Source organism: Kitasatospora sp. NPDC094019 (genome assembly GCF_044764505.1).
In the GTDB taxonomy this organism is placed as follows: Bacteria; Actinomycetota; Actinomycetes; order Streptomycetales; family Streptomycetaceae; genus Kitasatospora.
This window is the reverse complement of sequence record NZ_JBIWIF010000016.1, coordinates 146,022-160,789: the sequence shown is the minus strand read 5'-3', so window position 1 is coordinate 160,789 and position 14,768 is coordinate 146,022. Positions and strand designations below refer to the sequence as shown.

Annotated in this window: 12 protein-coding genes; 4 read left to right on the top strand and 8 right to left on the bottom strand. The window is 72.2% G+C overall.

Annotation, left to right across the window (positions count from 1 at the left end):
* Positions 1-199: 199 nt before the first annotated feature.
* Complete coding sequence (locus tag ACIQ9P_RS29970) at positions 200-1,195, top strand: 2-hydroxyacid dehydrogenase (RefSeq protein ID WP_402362913.1); 996 nt, start codon at positions 200-202, stop codon at positions 1,193-1,195.
* Between the two features lie 351 nt (positions 1,196-1,546).
* Here ACIQ9P_RS29970 and ACIQ9P_RS29965 read toward each other — a convergent pair whose 3' ends face one another.
* The 4 genes from ACIQ9P_RS29965 to ACIQ9P_RS29950 form a co-directional block, all read right to left on the bottom strand.
* Positions 1,547-1,897, bottom strand: a complete 351-nt coding sequence (locus ACIQ9P_RS29965; RefSeq protein WP_402362910.1) for a spore-associated protein — start codon at positions 1,895-1,897, stop codon at positions 1,547-1,549.
* 105 nt (positions 1,898-2,002) lie between these two features.
* Positions 2,003-2,344, bottom strand: a complete 342-nt coding sequence (locus ACIQ9P_RS29960; protein WP_402362908.1) for a spore-associated protein A — start codon at positions 2,342-2,344, stop codon at positions 2,003-2,005.
* A gap of 195 nt (positions 2,345-2,539) precedes the next feature.
* Positions 2,540-2,980, bottom strand: a complete 441-nt coding sequence (locus tag ACIQ9P_RS29955) for a spore-associated protein A (RefSeq protein WP_402362906.1) — start codon at positions 2,978-2,980, stop codon at positions 2,540-2,542.
* A 313-nt stretch (positions 2,981-3,293) separates the two neighbouring features.
* On the bottom strand, positions 3,294-3,722 hold the full coding sequence (locus ACIQ9P_RS29950) for a DUF2690 domain-containing protein (RefSeq protein ID WP_402362903.1): 429 nt from the start codon (positions 3,720-3,722) through the stop codon (positions 3,294-3,296).
* A gap of 362 nt (positions 3,723-4,084) precedes the next feature.
* Between ACIQ9P_RS29950 and ACIQ9P_RS29945 the strand changes: the two genes are divergently transcribed.
* Positions 4,085-7,927 (top strand): helix-turn-helix domain-containing protein, encoded by a 3,843-nt coding sequence (locus tag ACIQ9P_RS29945; RefSeq protein ID WP_402362900.1) that lies wholly within the window; start codon positions 4,085-4,087, stop codon positions 7,925-7,927.
* Positions 7,928-8,099: 172 nt separating this feature from the next.
* Here the strand turns inward: ACIQ9P_RS29945 and ACIQ9P_RS29940 are convergent, their stop codons facing one another.
* From ACIQ9P_RS29940 to ACIQ9P_RS29930, 3 genes are all read right to left on the bottom strand, one after another.
* Positions 8,100-8,942: an alpha/beta fold hydrolase gene (locus ACIQ9P_RS29940; protein WP_402362897.1), complete on the bottom strand. Its 843-nt coding sequence runs from the start codon at positions 8,940-8,942 to the stop codon at positions 8,100-8,102.
* A gap of 107 nt (positions 8,943-9,049) precedes the next feature.
* Positions 9,050-9,856, bottom strand: a complete 807-nt coding sequence (locus ACIQ9P_RS29935; RefSeq protein WP_402362894.1) for an alpha/beta fold hydrolase — start codon at positions 9,854-9,856, stop codon at positions 9,050-9,052.
* Between the two features lie 69 nt (positions 9,857-9,925).
* Positions 9,926-10,924, bottom strand: coding sequence for an FUSC family protein (locus ACIQ9P_RS29930; protein WP_402362891.1), 999 nt, complete (start codon positions 10,922-10,924; stop codon positions 9,926-9,928).
* Between the two features lie 334 nt (positions 10,925-11,258).
* Between ACIQ9P_RS29930 and ACIQ9P_RS29925 the strand changes: the two genes are divergently transcribed.
* Positions 11,259-12,227, top strand: a complete 969-nt coding sequence (locus tag ACIQ9P_RS29925) for a cytochrome c oxidase assembly protein (protein WP_402363047.1) — start codon at positions 11,259-11,261, stop codon at positions 12,225-12,227.
* Positions 12,228-12,327: 100 nt separating this feature from the next.
* Here the strand turns inward: ACIQ9P_RS29925 and ACIQ9P_RS29920 are convergent, their stop codons facing one another.
* Positions 12,328-13,035 carry a TetR/AcrR family transcriptional regulator gene (locus ACIQ9P_RS29920; protein ID WP_402362888.1) on the bottom strand — a complete coding sequence of 236 codons (708 nt, stop codon included), beginning with the start codon at positions 13,033-13,035 and terminating at the stop codon, positions 12,328-12,330.
* Between the two features lie 142 nt (positions 13,036-13,177).
* Here ACIQ9P_RS29920 and ACIQ9P_RS29915 point away from each other — a divergent pair, with 142 nt between their 5' ends.
* Positions 13,178-14,659 (top strand): MFS transporter, encoded by a 1,482-nt coding sequence (locus tag ACIQ9P_RS29915; RefSeq protein WP_402362885.1) that lies wholly within the window; start codon positions 13,178-13,180, stop codon positions 14,657-14,659.
* Positions 14,660-14,768: the final 109 nt, after the last annotated feature.

Sequence of the window (14,768 nt, the reverse complement as noted above, 5' to 3'; positions counted from 1 at the left end):
GGTCGCAATGCTTGTTGACCTACGGAACAGCCGATCGGCGGGGGTGCGAAGGGTTGCGTATGAATTCGGTCATTTTCCGTCACCTGCCGAACACGCAGCGAACACCCCCGGCGGGGCGCACCCGGCCGGCCCCACCGCGGCCGGTTAGCGTGGCCGGTGGACCGGCACGGGCCGGGACGGACACCGGAGGGAGCAGGCGATGGAGATCCTCGCGTACGGCGTGCAGGCCGACGAGCGGCCACTGCTGGAGACGGCCTTCGCGGGCCGGCACGCGCTGCGCTGCCTGTCCGTCTTCCTCAACCGCGACACCGCTCCGCTCGCGGCCGGGTACCCGGTGGTCAGCAGCAGCGTCAACGCCGAGCTCGACGCCGGGACCCTCGCCGTCCTCGCCGCCGGCGGCACCGAACTGATCGCCCAGCGCTCCACCGGCTTCAACAACATCGACCTCGACGCCGCGGCCGGCTTCGGCATGACGGTCGCCCGGGTCTCCCAGTACAGCCCCTACGCGGTCGCCGAACACGCCTGGACCCTGGCCCTGGCCGTCAACCGCAGGCTCACCCGGGCCGCCGGGCGCTCCCGCGAGTTCGACTTCCGCCTCGACGGCCTGCTCGGCCGCGACATCCACGGCATGACCGTCGGCGTCATCGGCACCGGCAAGATCGGCGAGTGCTTCGCCCGGATCGCCGCCGGATTCGGCACCGAACTCCTCGGCTGGGACATCGCCGAGAACCCGGCCTGCCGGGACCTCGGCACGACCTACACCGAACTGCCCGAACTCCTCTCCCGCGCCGATCTGGTGAGCCTCCACGTCCCCCTGCTGCCGTCCACCCACCACCTCATCGACGGAGCCGCGCTGGCCCGGATGAAGGACGACGCGATCCTGGTCAACTCCAGCCGCGGCGGCCTCGTCGACAGCGCCGCCCTGGTCGAGACCCTGCGCGCCGGCCGCCTCTCCGGCGTCGGCCTCGACGTCTACGAGGAGGAGACCGGTGTCTTCTTCACCGACCGCTCGATCGAGGGCATCACCGACGACACCCTCGCCCGTCTCGTCACCTTCCCCCAGGTCATCGTCACCAGCCACCAGGCGTACTTCACGTCCACCGCCGTCGGACAGATCATCGACGCCACCGTCCGCAACGTCGACGACTTCGCCGCCGGCCACCGCAACGAGAACACCCTCGTCCCCAAGAACTGAACCCGCGGGCCGAAACGCTTCCGGCGCTCGCAGCCATGCGCCGCGCCAGCGCACGGCCCCTCTCGCACGAACTGCTCCTGCCCGCGCAGTCGCAGGATCGAACGCACCGTCCCGGCGAAGGCCGATCAGGTCCGCAGCCGGACGAAGCCCGGTTCCGGGGCGGTCGGACGCCGGCCTGCGACAAGGACGACTGCGAGAAGCGCCACGACACGGTTGCGGGATCAGCCGGCTGGAACGCCACGGCACCGTGCGGTGTCCACGGGACACGACAGGTCGGCCGTGCGCTGCAAGGCGAAAGCGCTGGTCGCAGCCACCAACGGATGGCCACGACCAGCACTTTCGCAATAGGTTTCAGCCGCAGTGGGTGTGCCAGCGGCTGACCTCCTGGTCGTTGATCACACCGCCCCAGTCGATACAGGTACCGCGGCCGTTCACCGAGACGGGGCCGGCGTACGAGGTGTAGTAGCCGGAGTCGATGTCCTGGACACCGTCGTCCCGCCCGATCCAGGCATTCATCGAGAGGGCGGCGCCCGGGTGGCTGCGCACGACGACCAGGCAGTTGCGGCCCGCCTCCGCGTTCCAGGTCAGGTAGGCCGTTCCGAGGTTCCCGATCGGTGCGGAGTCGATGGTGCTGTATCCGTTCCCGCAGGGCCCGGACGCGGCGGCGCGGGCAGCGGGAGTGGCGAGGGCGAGCAGCCCCATGGCCATGGCTCCCGCGATGACCGCGAGAGCGGGGCCACCGCGAGGACCGAATGCGCCGCGACGGAGTACTTCGAGAATCACGATCGTTTCCTCCCTCCCCTTTCCCTACCCGCAGTGCGACCTGAACTGGTACGCGCCGGTGGGTGCGTCGTCCACGTAGCCGCCCCAGTTGATACAGGTGGCCCGCCCGTTCGCGTACACCGGACCCGCGTAGTGGTGGTAGAGGTTCTTGTCCTCCTCCTCGAAGCCGTCTGCGGTCCGCTGGATCCAGGCCGTCATGTAGTAGAGCTCGACGGGGCCGTCGTTCGCTCCGTACCTCTGCGTGACCACGCAGTTGTAGCCGCTGGAGCTGTTCCAGGTCAGAAAGGTGCGCCCGTAGCCGCTGATGTCGAGGGAATCGATCTCTCTGTACCCGGCGCCGCACGATCCGTTGTAGGTCCCGTTCACAGGCGTCGCCGCGGCCGCCCCCGGAAAGGCGATGAGACCCACGGCCGCCGCAGACAGGGCCATTCCTGTGCGGAGGCGGAGGGACTGGATCCTTCTCACTGACACTCCTTGCGTGATGGTCCGAATGGATGAGGTCGACGATCCGGGTCGGAATTCCCGGAATGCGGAGGATCGGAGAGCTCTACGGCGGTGGGATCAACCGCAGTGGGAGTCGTACTGCCAGTACTTTCCGTAGAGGTACGAGCCGCCCCAGTCCACGCAGCTTCCCTCGGCGTAGACGTAGACCGGCCCGGCGTAAGCGGTGTAGTTACCGCTGTCGGAATCGCGGGAGGCACGGTCACCGCTCCGCTGGATCCAGGCGTCCATGGATTTGGCGGAGCCCGGATATTCGGCCACCGTGACGACGCAGTTGTAGCCGTTGTCCGAATAGGTCAGGAAGATATTGGCGCCCGACTCCAGGCGCAGGCTGTCGATGACCCGGTACCCACTCCCGCAGGCGCCGTTGTATCCGGCCGCCTCCTGATCCGATCCGGGACGCGCGGAGACCTCGGTCGCGGATGCCGTTGCAGGCGATGCCACCAACAGCGCTCCGCCTAGGAGCAGCGATGCCGCCGCCGCCTTGAAGTTGCCCTTCATTTCTCTCCCTCGGGGTCGATCTCCTTGTGGCGATTCATTTCATCGGCGAGAGTTCGCCCGAGCTGATGTCGGCGTGCGCCTGGCCGGACAGCGGGAACAGCAGGAGCAGCGGTGGCGTGCGACCGTCGGTCACGCCCCGTCCAAGCGGTCACGCCGACCTCACGTCGTACCGTCCGACAGGAGGGGCGGAACCACGTTCATTGCCCGCACTGCGGTTTTCGAGTTCCGCCGATGCATCAGCTGCATGCTTTTCCGGGGAAGGGATCTGCGCTACCACGGCAGCTCCCCGGATCCCCGAACGGGTGGAGGAGCCTCAGTGCCAGCCGGTGCAGATGGGCTGGTCCCAGTTGTCGATGCAGGCTCGCGCTTCGACCGAACCATTGACCATGTTGCCGAAACCGGTGGGGCCGGTCGCGATCCACCCGTGGATGTTTCCGTTCGTGTTCTGCACCCAGAAGTTCTGCCCGACCGAGGTGCCGGAGATCCGGGCCCAGTTCGACCTGCACGAAGGGCTGTAGCGCAGTTCGATCGTGCCCTTCGCCGAGTACGCCGACTCCACCGTGTAGGCGTCCGTGTTGCAGCCCATGTCCACCGGGTCCTTTCCGTTGCAGGAGGACCCGTAGCAGCCGGCCGTGGCCCGGGTGACAGCGGCGGACGCGGTCGGAGCGGCCAGCCCGGTCAGCGCGGTCGCAGCCACTGCGAGGCCGAACAGGATCCCGACCGGACGATTCGTGTGCCTCATGCGGATTTCCTTCCCTGGAGACGAGGTGATCGACGCTGCCAGCGGGCTCGGCACTGTCTGCCGTATGCGCACCGCGGCCCACACGGACGGGGGTGCCACCGAGGCACGACCGTGCCGGTGCCAGGGCCGGCCGCTGTCGCGCTCCGGCTCTGACACAGCCGAGTCTTGACGGCCGACCTGTTGTTGCGCAGCCCCCCTCATCACGTGAAACAAAGTGCCGCCCCGCAGGCCGGAAGGACCGCCGGAACGAGACAGGATGACGGGAAGCCGTGGCAGCGGTGCTCGCGGGTCCGTAGGTTGACGCAAGCTGATGGTGCGGGCGGGTGGGGGGAGGGCTCGGGATGGGGCGCCAGGAGAGTCCGTTGGATCCGACGGCCGGACCGGTCGAACGGTTCGCGTCGGAGTTGCGCGAGCTGCGCGGGGAGGCGGGGAACGTGACCTACCGGGTCATGGCCGGCCGTACCCGCTATTCGGTCGCGACGTTGTCGCGGGCGGCCGGCGGGCAGCAACTCCCCTCGCTGCCGGTGGTCCTGGCCTACGTGCAGGCGTGCGGCGGCGACCCTGCGGAGTGGGAGCGGCGCTGGCTCGCCGCAGTGCGGGAGGCAGCCGCCGAGGAGGGCGACGCCGGTGCGCCGTACCGGGGACTCTCCCGGTTCGAGCCGGGTGACCGGGAGCGGTTCTTCGGCAGGGACCGGCTCGTCGCCGACCTGCTGGCCCTGGTGGACTCCCATCGGCTGGTCGCTGTCGTGGGCGCCTCGGGCAGCGGCAAGTCCTCCCTGCTGCGCGCCGGACTGGTCCCGGCGCTCCGGGACCGGGGTGCGACGCAGGCGGGCCCGGCCGCCGTGCGGATCCTCACGCCGGGCGCGCGGCCCGCCCGCGACCACGCCGCACTGGTGACGCCCGGGAACGGCAAGGGCTACACGGTGCTGGTGGTGGACCAGTTCGAGGAGGCGTTCACGCTGTGCGCCGAGCCGGCGGAACGCGCCGCCTTCATCGATCTGCTCCTGGCGGCGAGCGCGCCGGACAGCCGTTTGCGGGTGGTCCTCGCAGTGCGGGCCGACTTCTTCGGCCACTGCGCCGAGCACCACGGGCTCGCGGCGGCCCTGCGGGAAGCCACGCTACTGGTCGGGCCGATGGGACCCGCCGAACTGCGCGAGGCGATCGTCAAGCCGGCCGCCGGCGCGGGCCTGATCGTCGAACGCGCCCTGACCTCAAGGATCGTCGAGGAGATCGACGGCGAGCCGGGCGGGCTGCCCCTGCTGTCGCATGCTCTGCTGGAGACCTGGCGCCGCCGCAGGGGCAGGGCACTGACAGAAGCCGCCTACGAAGCCGCCGGCGGCGTGCACGGCGCCATCGCCCTTACCGCAGAACGGGCCTACGACCGCCTGACACCGGAGCAGGCCACCGCCGCCCGGCGCATCCTGCTGCGGCTGGTCACCCCGGGCCAGGGCGTGCAGGACACGAGCCGTCCCGTCGACCGCACCGAATTGGAGTCACTCGACGCCGGGGGCGCCGACACCGGCACCACCGCGGTGCTGGAACTCCTGGCCCGCGCCCGGCTGATCACCCTGGACGGCGACACCGTCCACCTCGCCCACGAAGCGCTGATCAGCTCCTGGCCGCGCCTCAACACGTGGATCCACGACGCCCGCGACAAGCTGCGCCGGCATCGGCATCTCACCGAAGCGGCCGAAGCGTGGGAGGAACTGGATCAGGACCCCGGAGCGCTCTACCGGGGCACCCGGCTGGCAACTGCCGAGACAGCCTTCGCGACCTCCGGGCCGCGCAGCGACCTCACCCCGCTGGAGTCCCGCTTCCTCACCGCCGCCCTCACCGCCCGCGACCAGGAGAACCGGAAGGCCGCGCGCTCCGTCCGGCGGAAGCGGACCCTGCTCGCCGCGCTGTCCACCCTGGTCGTACTCGTCCTGCTGGCCGGGGTGACCGCGTGGCAGCAGAACCGGACCGGCGAGCGCCGTCGCACCGAGGCCGCCGCCCGCCGGGCCGCCGCGATGGCGGACGGCATGCGCTCCTCCGACCCGGTGACGGCGATGCGGCTGAGCCTCGCCGCGTGGAGGACGGCCGACCTTCCCGAGTCACGGTCCGCGTTGCTCGGCGCCACCGTCCAGTCGGATCGGGACGTCTTCACCGATCCGCCGTCCGACAAGGCCGTCCCGCAGACCCATTTCCTCAGCGGCGACGGCCGCACCTTGGTCGGTGTGGGCCGGGACGAGGTGGTGAGGTGGGACGTCGACACACACCGGCGCGTGGCAACACTCCACGGCCTCGGGGCCTTGGCCGACAACACGGAGGACATGAGCGCCGACACCCGGACACTCGCCGGGTTCGAGCACGACTACGTGAACGTGTGGGACGTGCCAGCGGAACGCTTCGGCGCACTCCCGGTGACACGCCACGTGTTCGGTCCCGGGTTGCGTGGAACGGCGGCCCGGCTCGGTCCCAGCGGTCGAACGCTGCTCCTCTTCGCGGTCCTCGGCACGGACGACGTGATCCAGGTCCGGGATGTCCTCGATGGTCGGCTGCTTCTCGAACGACACACCAAGGCCGGTGAGCGCACGCCGGCCGGCCCCGACGAACTGCGCCGCGTGCCGGAAGTCAGGCAGCGGCGGATGTGGGCGGAGGACCGCCTGCAGTACTACCCGTACCCCGAGGCGTCGCTCAGCCCCGACGACCGACAGGTGGCACTGTGCCTTCCGGACGAGCCGGTCCAGGTGTGGAACGTACCCGAGCAGCGCCAGGTCCCCACTCCCTGGGCCCCCCGCGTCACCGCGCAGCAGTGCCTGAACCAGGCGGTCGGTTTCACACCGGACGGGCGCCGACTGGCAGTCGTCGACAGCGGGGCAGTGCGGATCTGGGACCTCGCCTCGGGAACGGAACTCCCCCGGATCGAGCACCCCGGCATCAGGGAGACGGTGTTCAGCGCGGACGGAACGCTCATGGTGGCCTCGGACGGCAAGGAGGTACTGGTGTGGCGCCTCGACACACCGTCGGTCCCGATCCTGCGGCATCCGCTCGCCAACACCGACGCCAGCCAGTTCAGACTTGACCCGGACGGACACCGGATCCGTTACCTGGAGGGCTCGACCGGAGCGGTGGTCCGAACCGTCGACCTCACGAACGCCCTCGCCCCGGCCTGGACCAGCAGGCCGATCGCGGCTGCCGTGTTCAGCCCCGACGGAAACACGCTCGCTACGCTGCCGTCGCCCGCGGGCGGCGACACGTACCGCTTCCAACTGCGCGATCTCCGCAGACCGGAGGACGTCGTGGACCTTCCCGGCACGTCCTGCACCTCGCAGCACCAGGTCCCCGTGCCCTGCACCGTCCTCACAGCGTTCCGTCCGGACGGGGGAGCGTTCGCCTACGGTGTCTTCGACCCCTCACAGACGGATTCGCCCCCCAGAGTGTCCGTCTGGGACGTCTCCTCCGGCAGCGTAACGGCGACCCTGGACATCCTTACCAGGAAGGGGCGCCCGGGGTCCGACATCAACGCGATCGCCTTCACCCCGGACGGAGGATCGATCCTGGTGTCACGAATGCCGCAGGACGAGGCGGTGGAAGTCTGGAACCTGTCCCAGCAGGCGAAGACCCAGGAGATCTGCTGCGTCGGCGGGGAACAACTCGCCGTCCGTCCGGACGGGCAGCTCATTGTCACCTCGCACAACCAGCTCGTGGACCTTGCAGCAGGCCGGGCAAAATCCAGGACGCTCACTCAGAACACCACCCGGGCAGTCGCGTTCAGCCCGACCGGCGCCTACCTGGCCACCGGCGATCAAGCCGGTCGTGTCACATTCTGGGACGGCGCTGCCGAGAACAACCTGGGCATGCTGCCCGGCAGCCTCAGGCCCGACGCCGAAGGGGCGTCGGACCCCGTCTCCGTACTGGCCTTCTCCCACGACGGCAGCACCCTGGCCGCCGCGGGCGGCGACGGCACACTACGGCTGTGGGACCTCGCATCCCACCAACCACTCGGCCCCGCACTCCCCGCGCCAGGAGGCGCCGCCCTCTCCCTCGCCTTCGGCCCGGACGACCGCACCCTGCGCGTGGCGACCGAGCACGTACCGGCACACGAGATCGCGGTCGCCCCGGACCGGTCGGCCACCGACATCTGCGAACGAGCCGGAGGCGGACTGCCCCCGGCCGACTGGCACACCTACCTTCCCGAGGTGCCCTACCGGGAGGTCTGCTGACCCGACGGCGCGATTCCCTGCGGGCACCCGGCCGGGGACAGGGGCCCGCGGTCCCAGCTGTACGACCGAGCGACAGTACCGGCCGCCGAACACGCCCGGACCCTGGCGCCGGCCGTCGACCGCAGGCACGCCCACGCCGCCGGGCACTCCCGCGAGTTCGGCTTCCGGGGCCTCAGCCGGTGACCCTCGCGAGCCAGGCCAGCAGGTCGGCGGTGACCTCCTCGTGGTTGGTCTCGTGCAGCAGTTCGTGACGGGCGCCGGGGTAGCTGTGGTGGACCACGTCGGTGAATCCCACGTGCTGGTAGCGGCGGGCGACCAGGTCGGCGGGCACCAGACCGGCCGTGAGCGGGTCGTCCTCCCCCGCGAAGACCGCGACCGGCAGGTCCGGCCGGACCCAGGAGGGGTCGGTGAGCCGGGGGGCCGCGGCGACCAGACCCGCCAGCCCGGCGGCGTCCAGGGTGAATCCGCACAGCGGGTCGGCGAGGTGGGCGTCGACGGCGTCCGCGTCGCGGCTGAGCCAGTCGGCGGGGGTGCGGGCGGGACGGAACGGCTCGTTGAGGGCGGCCAGCAACTGCGGTCCGGTCCCGGTGAGGCCCCGGGCGAGGTGGTCCAGCGCGGTGGTGCCGAACAGGGCGAGGCCGGACAGCCGCGCGGCGTGGTCGAGGGTGTACTGCTGGGCGGCGAAGGATCCCAGGCTGTGGCCGAGCAGCACGACGGGGGCTCCGGGGTGGCGGCGCTCGGCGACGGCGGTGATCCGGGCGAGGTCGGCCACGAGCTCGTTCCAGCCGTCCGGGCCGAGGCGGCCGCGCCCCGCGTGCATGGTCAGGCCGTGGCCGCGGTGGTCGCCCGCGTAGACGGCGCAGCCGACCGCGGTGAGGGCGTCGGCGAGGCGCGCATAGCGCCCGCTGTGCTCGCCCATGCCGTGGGCGATCTGGACGACGGCGCGGGCCGGACCCTCAGGGGCCCAGGTCCGGACGTGGAGGCGGATGCCGCCGGGGCTGGGGAGGGTGAACACGGGGGCTCCAGGTGTCGAGGGGGCGGAGACGTACGGCCGCCCGGCCCGGGGCGGGAGCCTCGGGCCGGGCGGGGGTGCGGGGAGTGCGGACGCGGGCCGACCGGGTCTCAGCCGGTCGTGGCGGCGAACCCGGCGATCAGCCGGGCGACCGCCTCCGGGCGGTCGAGGTGGACGGTGTGACCGGCCTCGGGGACGACCGTGGCGCGGGCCAACGGGCTGAGGACCGCGGTGGCACCGGCGTGCTCGCTCGACCAGAACTGGCTGTCGGCCCCGGCGACGATCAGGGCGGGCACGGTGAGGCCGGCCACGACGTCGCGCCAGTCCTGGCAGGCGTGGTCGAACAGCAGCGGGTAGGTGTCACCGGTGATGAGCCGGCTCATGCCGCGCCCCCCGGCCCGCCGGATACCCGCGTCGACGGCCGCCGGGTCGGGCCAGGCGCGGCCGCGTCCGGTCTCGACGGCGTCCGGCCGCAGGAAGAACGCGCCCAGGTTCTCGGCGGTCAGCCCGTGGAAGCCGTAGGGCCAGTCGGGGCCGCTGACCATCCGCGGGGTCTGGTCGAGCGTGACGATCCCGGCGAGGCGCTCGCAGCCGAACAGGCTGACGCAGGACCAGATGGTGCTCGCGCCCATCGACGCGCCGACGGCGGTGACGTCGTCGAGGTCGAGCCGGGTGAGGAACTCGTGCAGGTCCTTGCCGTGCCGGGCGATGCGCTGCCCGCCCGCGGGCCGGTCGGACTGCCCGTGCCAGCGCCGGTCCAGGGAGATCACCCGGTGGCCGGCCGCGCGCAGGGTGGCCCACTGCATCGCCCAGCTGTCGGCGGGGGCCCCGTAGCCGGCGATCAGGACGACCGGGCGGCCGGTGCCCTCGTCGTAGTAGTGCAGGGCGGTGTTGTCGCTCGTGACGAACCTGGGCATGGCGGCCTCCGGGAGGGTGTCGGGGCGGGAGTCCCGGGCAAGGGGTGCCGGGAGAGGACGGGGACGGGCTCAGTGGGCGGCGGGCCTCCGGCGCCAGGGGTGGCCGACGGCGACGGCGATCCCGCAGGCGAGGAGGGTGTCGACGAGGCGGGCGGTGATCACCGTGCCGTCCGAGGGCGGGCCGGGCACGGCGAGCACCAGCACGACGACACTCGCCAAGGCCGTGTGCAGGACGTAGGAGCGGTCGGTGGCCCCGGGAAACACCGCGCCCACCAGGACGGCGAGCAGGACCGCCGTCCAGCCGGACAGGGTGTGGGCCGCCGCGGCGGCGGCCAGAACGCCCAGGACCGTCCCGGCCACCCGGCCGCCGACCCGGCGCAGCACCGAGGCGTCGGCCGGGCGGAAGGCCAGCGCCGCGGTGAGCGGCAGCCAGAAGGCGTGCTCGGGTCGGAGCGACTCGGCGAGGACCGCGGCGGCCCCGACGCACAGCGGCAGCCGCAGGACGGCGTCCCGGCGGGCCGGTCCGCACCCGCCCACGCGTGGCACGCCGGGAGCGGCACCGCCGCCGGGACGGCCGCGCCGACGGGTGAGGGCGAGGACGAGCAGCAGGCCCATCGGCGCACAGCCGAGACCGTAGAGGGCGACAGTACGGCCGGCCGTCAGACCGGTGCCCATGCCCGTGCCGATGGCGGTCAGCACCATCAGCTTCAGGCCGAACAACTGGTCGGCGGGCCGGGCGAAGCCGACGACCGCGGCGGCCAGGGCGGCCAGCGTCATGCACAGGACCTGGCCCCAGCCCGGCGTGGGCGCCGTGCGGCCGAGGAGCAGGCCGGCGGACCCGCCGGCCAGGATCGCGGCGAACCGGACCGCGCGCTCGCGCACCGGACCGCTGTGGTCTCCGTTGACGCTGCACACCGCGCCGGCCAGGGCCACCGGCACCCCGGCGGCCCCCGCCAGCGCGTGCGCGCCGAGCAGTGCGGTGGTGATCGCCACCGCACTGCGGACCGTCCGGTCCCACGGGATCCGCCGCCCGGGCGGGGCGGCGGCGGGGCGGTCGGGGCTACGCATGACGGACGGCTCCCGGGCGGGGTGGGGTCGGGGTTTCCGATCTCCACGGTGCCCGTCGACGGGCGCGACGGCCATGGTGCGCGGTACAGCGTCCGCGGGGCCGGAATTGTCCGCGTGGACAAGGAGTCCGTGCCGGCCGCGGCCGGACGGCCGGTGGCCTCCGCCGGCCCGAGGCACTCGAAGCGCTCGGACGGCTCGGACGGCCGACCCCGGGGACCGGGCCGGAGTAAGACCCGCCTAGGCTGTACGCCGAAGCAAAACGGGCGAACCGGACCCATCCAGGGGCCGCGAGGATGGAAAGCAGGACCCGCCGATGGGCGACGGAATGTCAGGAATGCACCACCACGGCGGGATGGCCGAACTCGGGCCGTTCTCGCTCTCCAACGTCCTGACCTGGTCCCCCGACTGGGTGTTCCTGATCGGCAGCCTGGCAGCACTTGCCCTGTACGTCACCGGCGTGGTCAGGCTGCGGCGGCGCGGGGACAGCTGGTCGGTCGGGCGCACGGTGGCCTGGGTGCTGGGCATCGGCTCGGTGATCCTGGTCACCTGCACCGGGCTGAACGACTACGGCATGGTCCTCTTCAGCGCGCACATGATGCAGCACATGGTGCTCTCCATGCTGTCGCCGATCCTGCTCCTGCTCGGGGCCCCGATCACCCTGGCCCTGCGCGCGCTGCGTCCGGCCGGGAAGGGCCGCCCGCGCGGGCCGCGCGAGCTGCTGGTGGCACTGCTGCACAGCACCTACGTGAAGGTGGTCTCGCACCCGGCGTTCACCATCCCGCTGTTCATCGCGAGCCTGTACGGGGTCTACTTCACCCCGCTGTTCGACTTCCTCATGGAGTACCGGCTCGGGCACATCTTCATGATGGTGCACTTCCTGGCGACCGGGCTCGCCTTCTTCTGGCCGATCATGGGCGTGGACCCGGGCCCGAACCGGTCGGGCCATGTGATGCGGATCATCGAGCTGTTCATGGGCATGCCGTTCCACGCCTTCTTCGGCGTCGCGGTGATGATGGCCAACCACCAGTTGGTCAAGACCTTCACCGTCGAGGGGGCACCGCCCGGCACCGATCTGCTGGCGGACCAGAAGCTGGCCGGCGGCATCACCTGGGCGTTCGGCGAGATCCCGACCGCGATCGTGCTGATCGCGCTGGTCTACCAGTGGATGCGCTCGGAGGAACGGCTCTCCCGCCGCCGGGACCGCGCCGAGGACCGCAGCGGTGACGCCGAGCTGGCGGCCTACAACGCCTACCTGGCCTCGCTGGACCAGCGCAACCGGCGGCCGGCGGCCGACGCCGGCTGATCCGACCGAGGACCACGACGAGCCCCCGTCCGACCGCGGACGGGGGCTCCGTCGTGTCCGGACCCCGTCGCATCCCGTCGCATCGTGTCCGGGGGCGGGCTCAGACCTCGCGCGGAGCCTGCCGGGCGAGGCCCGCGACCAGGATGTCCAGACCGAACTCGAAGCGCTCGTCGCCGACGTTGCGGGTGAGCGCGGCGGCCATCGAGGTGATCATCGGATAGCGCTCGGTCGGGATGGTCGCGAAGTAGTCGTGGATCCGCTCGGTGAACTCCTCGGTGTTGGTCCCGCCCCGGGTGGACGCCTCGAAGGCGGTCGCGGTGGTGTAGAGGCCCAGCAGGTCGACCCCGTAGGCGGCGGTCTGCTCGTCCAGGCCGCCGGCCCGCAGCATCGCGAGCATCGCCTCGGCGATGTCCATCGCGTGCGGGGTGATCGGGACGTTGGCGACCACGGCGGCCTTGGCCAGGTCGCGGTGCGAGAGCAGCGCCTCGCGGGAGCGCCGCAGCAGGCCCTTGATCTGCTCCTCCCAGCGCGCCGGGTCGGCGTCCTCCAGCACGATGTCGGCATAGGCGAGGTCGAGGACCAGTTCCACCAGCTCCTCCTTGGAGCCGACGTGGGCGTAGAGGCTGGCCGCGCCGGTGCCGAGCTCCTGACCGACCCGCCGCATGCTCAGGGCGTCCATGCCCTCGGTGTCGACGATCCGCAGCGCCGCCTCGACGATCCGCTCGCGGCTCAGCGGCTGCCGCCGGGGCGCCCGCTCCCTGTCCTGCCAGTGCTCGGGCCAGCCGGAGCGCGCGGCGGGACTGGTCATGGGGGCTCCTTCGTGGTCGGTGACAGGACCCACAGTACTTGACACGAACACCGTTCCATGGGAGAACACTGTTCGTTCAAGAAAACAGTGTTCGTGATGACGAACGCCGTTCGTCGCTGGCTCTCGCTCCGGAGACCTCCCCATGACCAGTCAGATCGCCCCACCCGCGCCCACCGGAACGCCGTCCGCCGGCTACCGGCTGCGCTGGGCGGGACTCGCCGTCATCCTCGCCGCCGAGGTGATGGACCTCCTCGACACCACGATCGTCGGCGTCGCCGCACCCGCCGTCCGGCAGGACCTCGGCGGCAGTGACGCCCAGATCCAGTGGATCACCGCGTCCTACACGCTCGCCTTCGCCGTGCTGCTGATCACCGGCGGCCGGCTCGGCGACCTCTTCGGCCGCAAGCGCCTGTTCGTCCTCGGCGCGGCCGGCTTCACCCTCGCCTCGGCGCTCTGCGCGGCCGCGCCCGGCGCGGACACCCTGGTCGCCGCCCGCACCGTGCAGGGCCTGTTCGCGGCGCTGCTCATCCCGCAGGGGCTCGGCCTGATCAGGGGGATGTTCCCGCCCGGGCAGCTCGGCGCCGCCCTGGGCCTGTTCGGCCCGGTCCTCGGGCTCTCCTCGGTGCTCGGCCCGACCCTCGGCGGCTACCTCACCGGGGCCGACTGGTTCGGGCTCGGCTGGCGGGCGGTCTTCCTGATCAACCTGCCGGTGGGCCTGCTCACCGTGTTCGCCGCCGGGCGGATCCTGCCCGCCGACCGCGCCTCCACCGCTACCGCCGCCGGCGACCCCACCGACACCCGCCCGGGCCGGATCGACCCGGTCGGCGTGCTCATGCTCGGCCTGGCCGTGCTGCTGCTGGTCTACCCGCTGGTGCAGGGCCGCGAGCTCGGCTGGCCGCTGTGGACCTTCCTCTCGATGGCCGCCTCGGTCCCGACGGTCTGGCTCTTCACCGTCCAGCAGCGCGGTGTCCTGCGGCGCGGCGGCACCCCGCTGATCGAGCCCTCGCTCTTCGCCAAGCGGGCCTTCGTCTCGGCGCTCGCCACCGGGCTGGTGTTCTTCGCCGCCCTCTCCGGCCTGATGCTGGTCTTCACCCTCCACCTCCAGCTCGGCCTCGGCTGGACGCCGCTGCACGCCGGACTGTCGATGATCCCGCTCTCGATCGGCGTGGTCGTCGGCGCCGTGCTCTCCGGCGCCCTGCTGGCCCCCCGCTACGGCCGCCGGGTGCTGCACCTCGGCATGGTCCTGGCCGCCGCGGGCGCGCTCGGCCTGTGGGCCACCGCGGGCGGCGCCGACGGCCTCTCCTCCTGGCAGCTGGCGCCGTCGCTCGCCCTGGCCGGCCTCGGCCTCGGCCTGATCATGGCCCCGTTCTTCGACATCGCGCTCGCCGGGGTCGAGGAGTCGGAGACCGGCTCCGCCGCCGGTGTCCTCAACGCCCAGCAGCAGCTCGGCGGCTCGATGGGCGTCGCCCTGCTCGGCACCGCGTTCTTCGGCTGGGCCGGCACGGACGGCTTCGGAGCCGCCGCCGGCCGGACGTACGGGCTGGTCGCCGCGCTGCTCGCGGCGGCCTTCCTGATCGCCTTCCTGCTCCCCCGGCAGGCCCGCCCGGACGGCGAGGGGCACTGAAGCCCCCGTCGAGGCCCCGCCGCACCCCGGGTTCCCCCGGGCGGTGGAACGCCGGGAGGCCCCGGGGTCCGTGGTTCCGGACCCCGGGGCCTCCCGGGTCGCGCGCGGT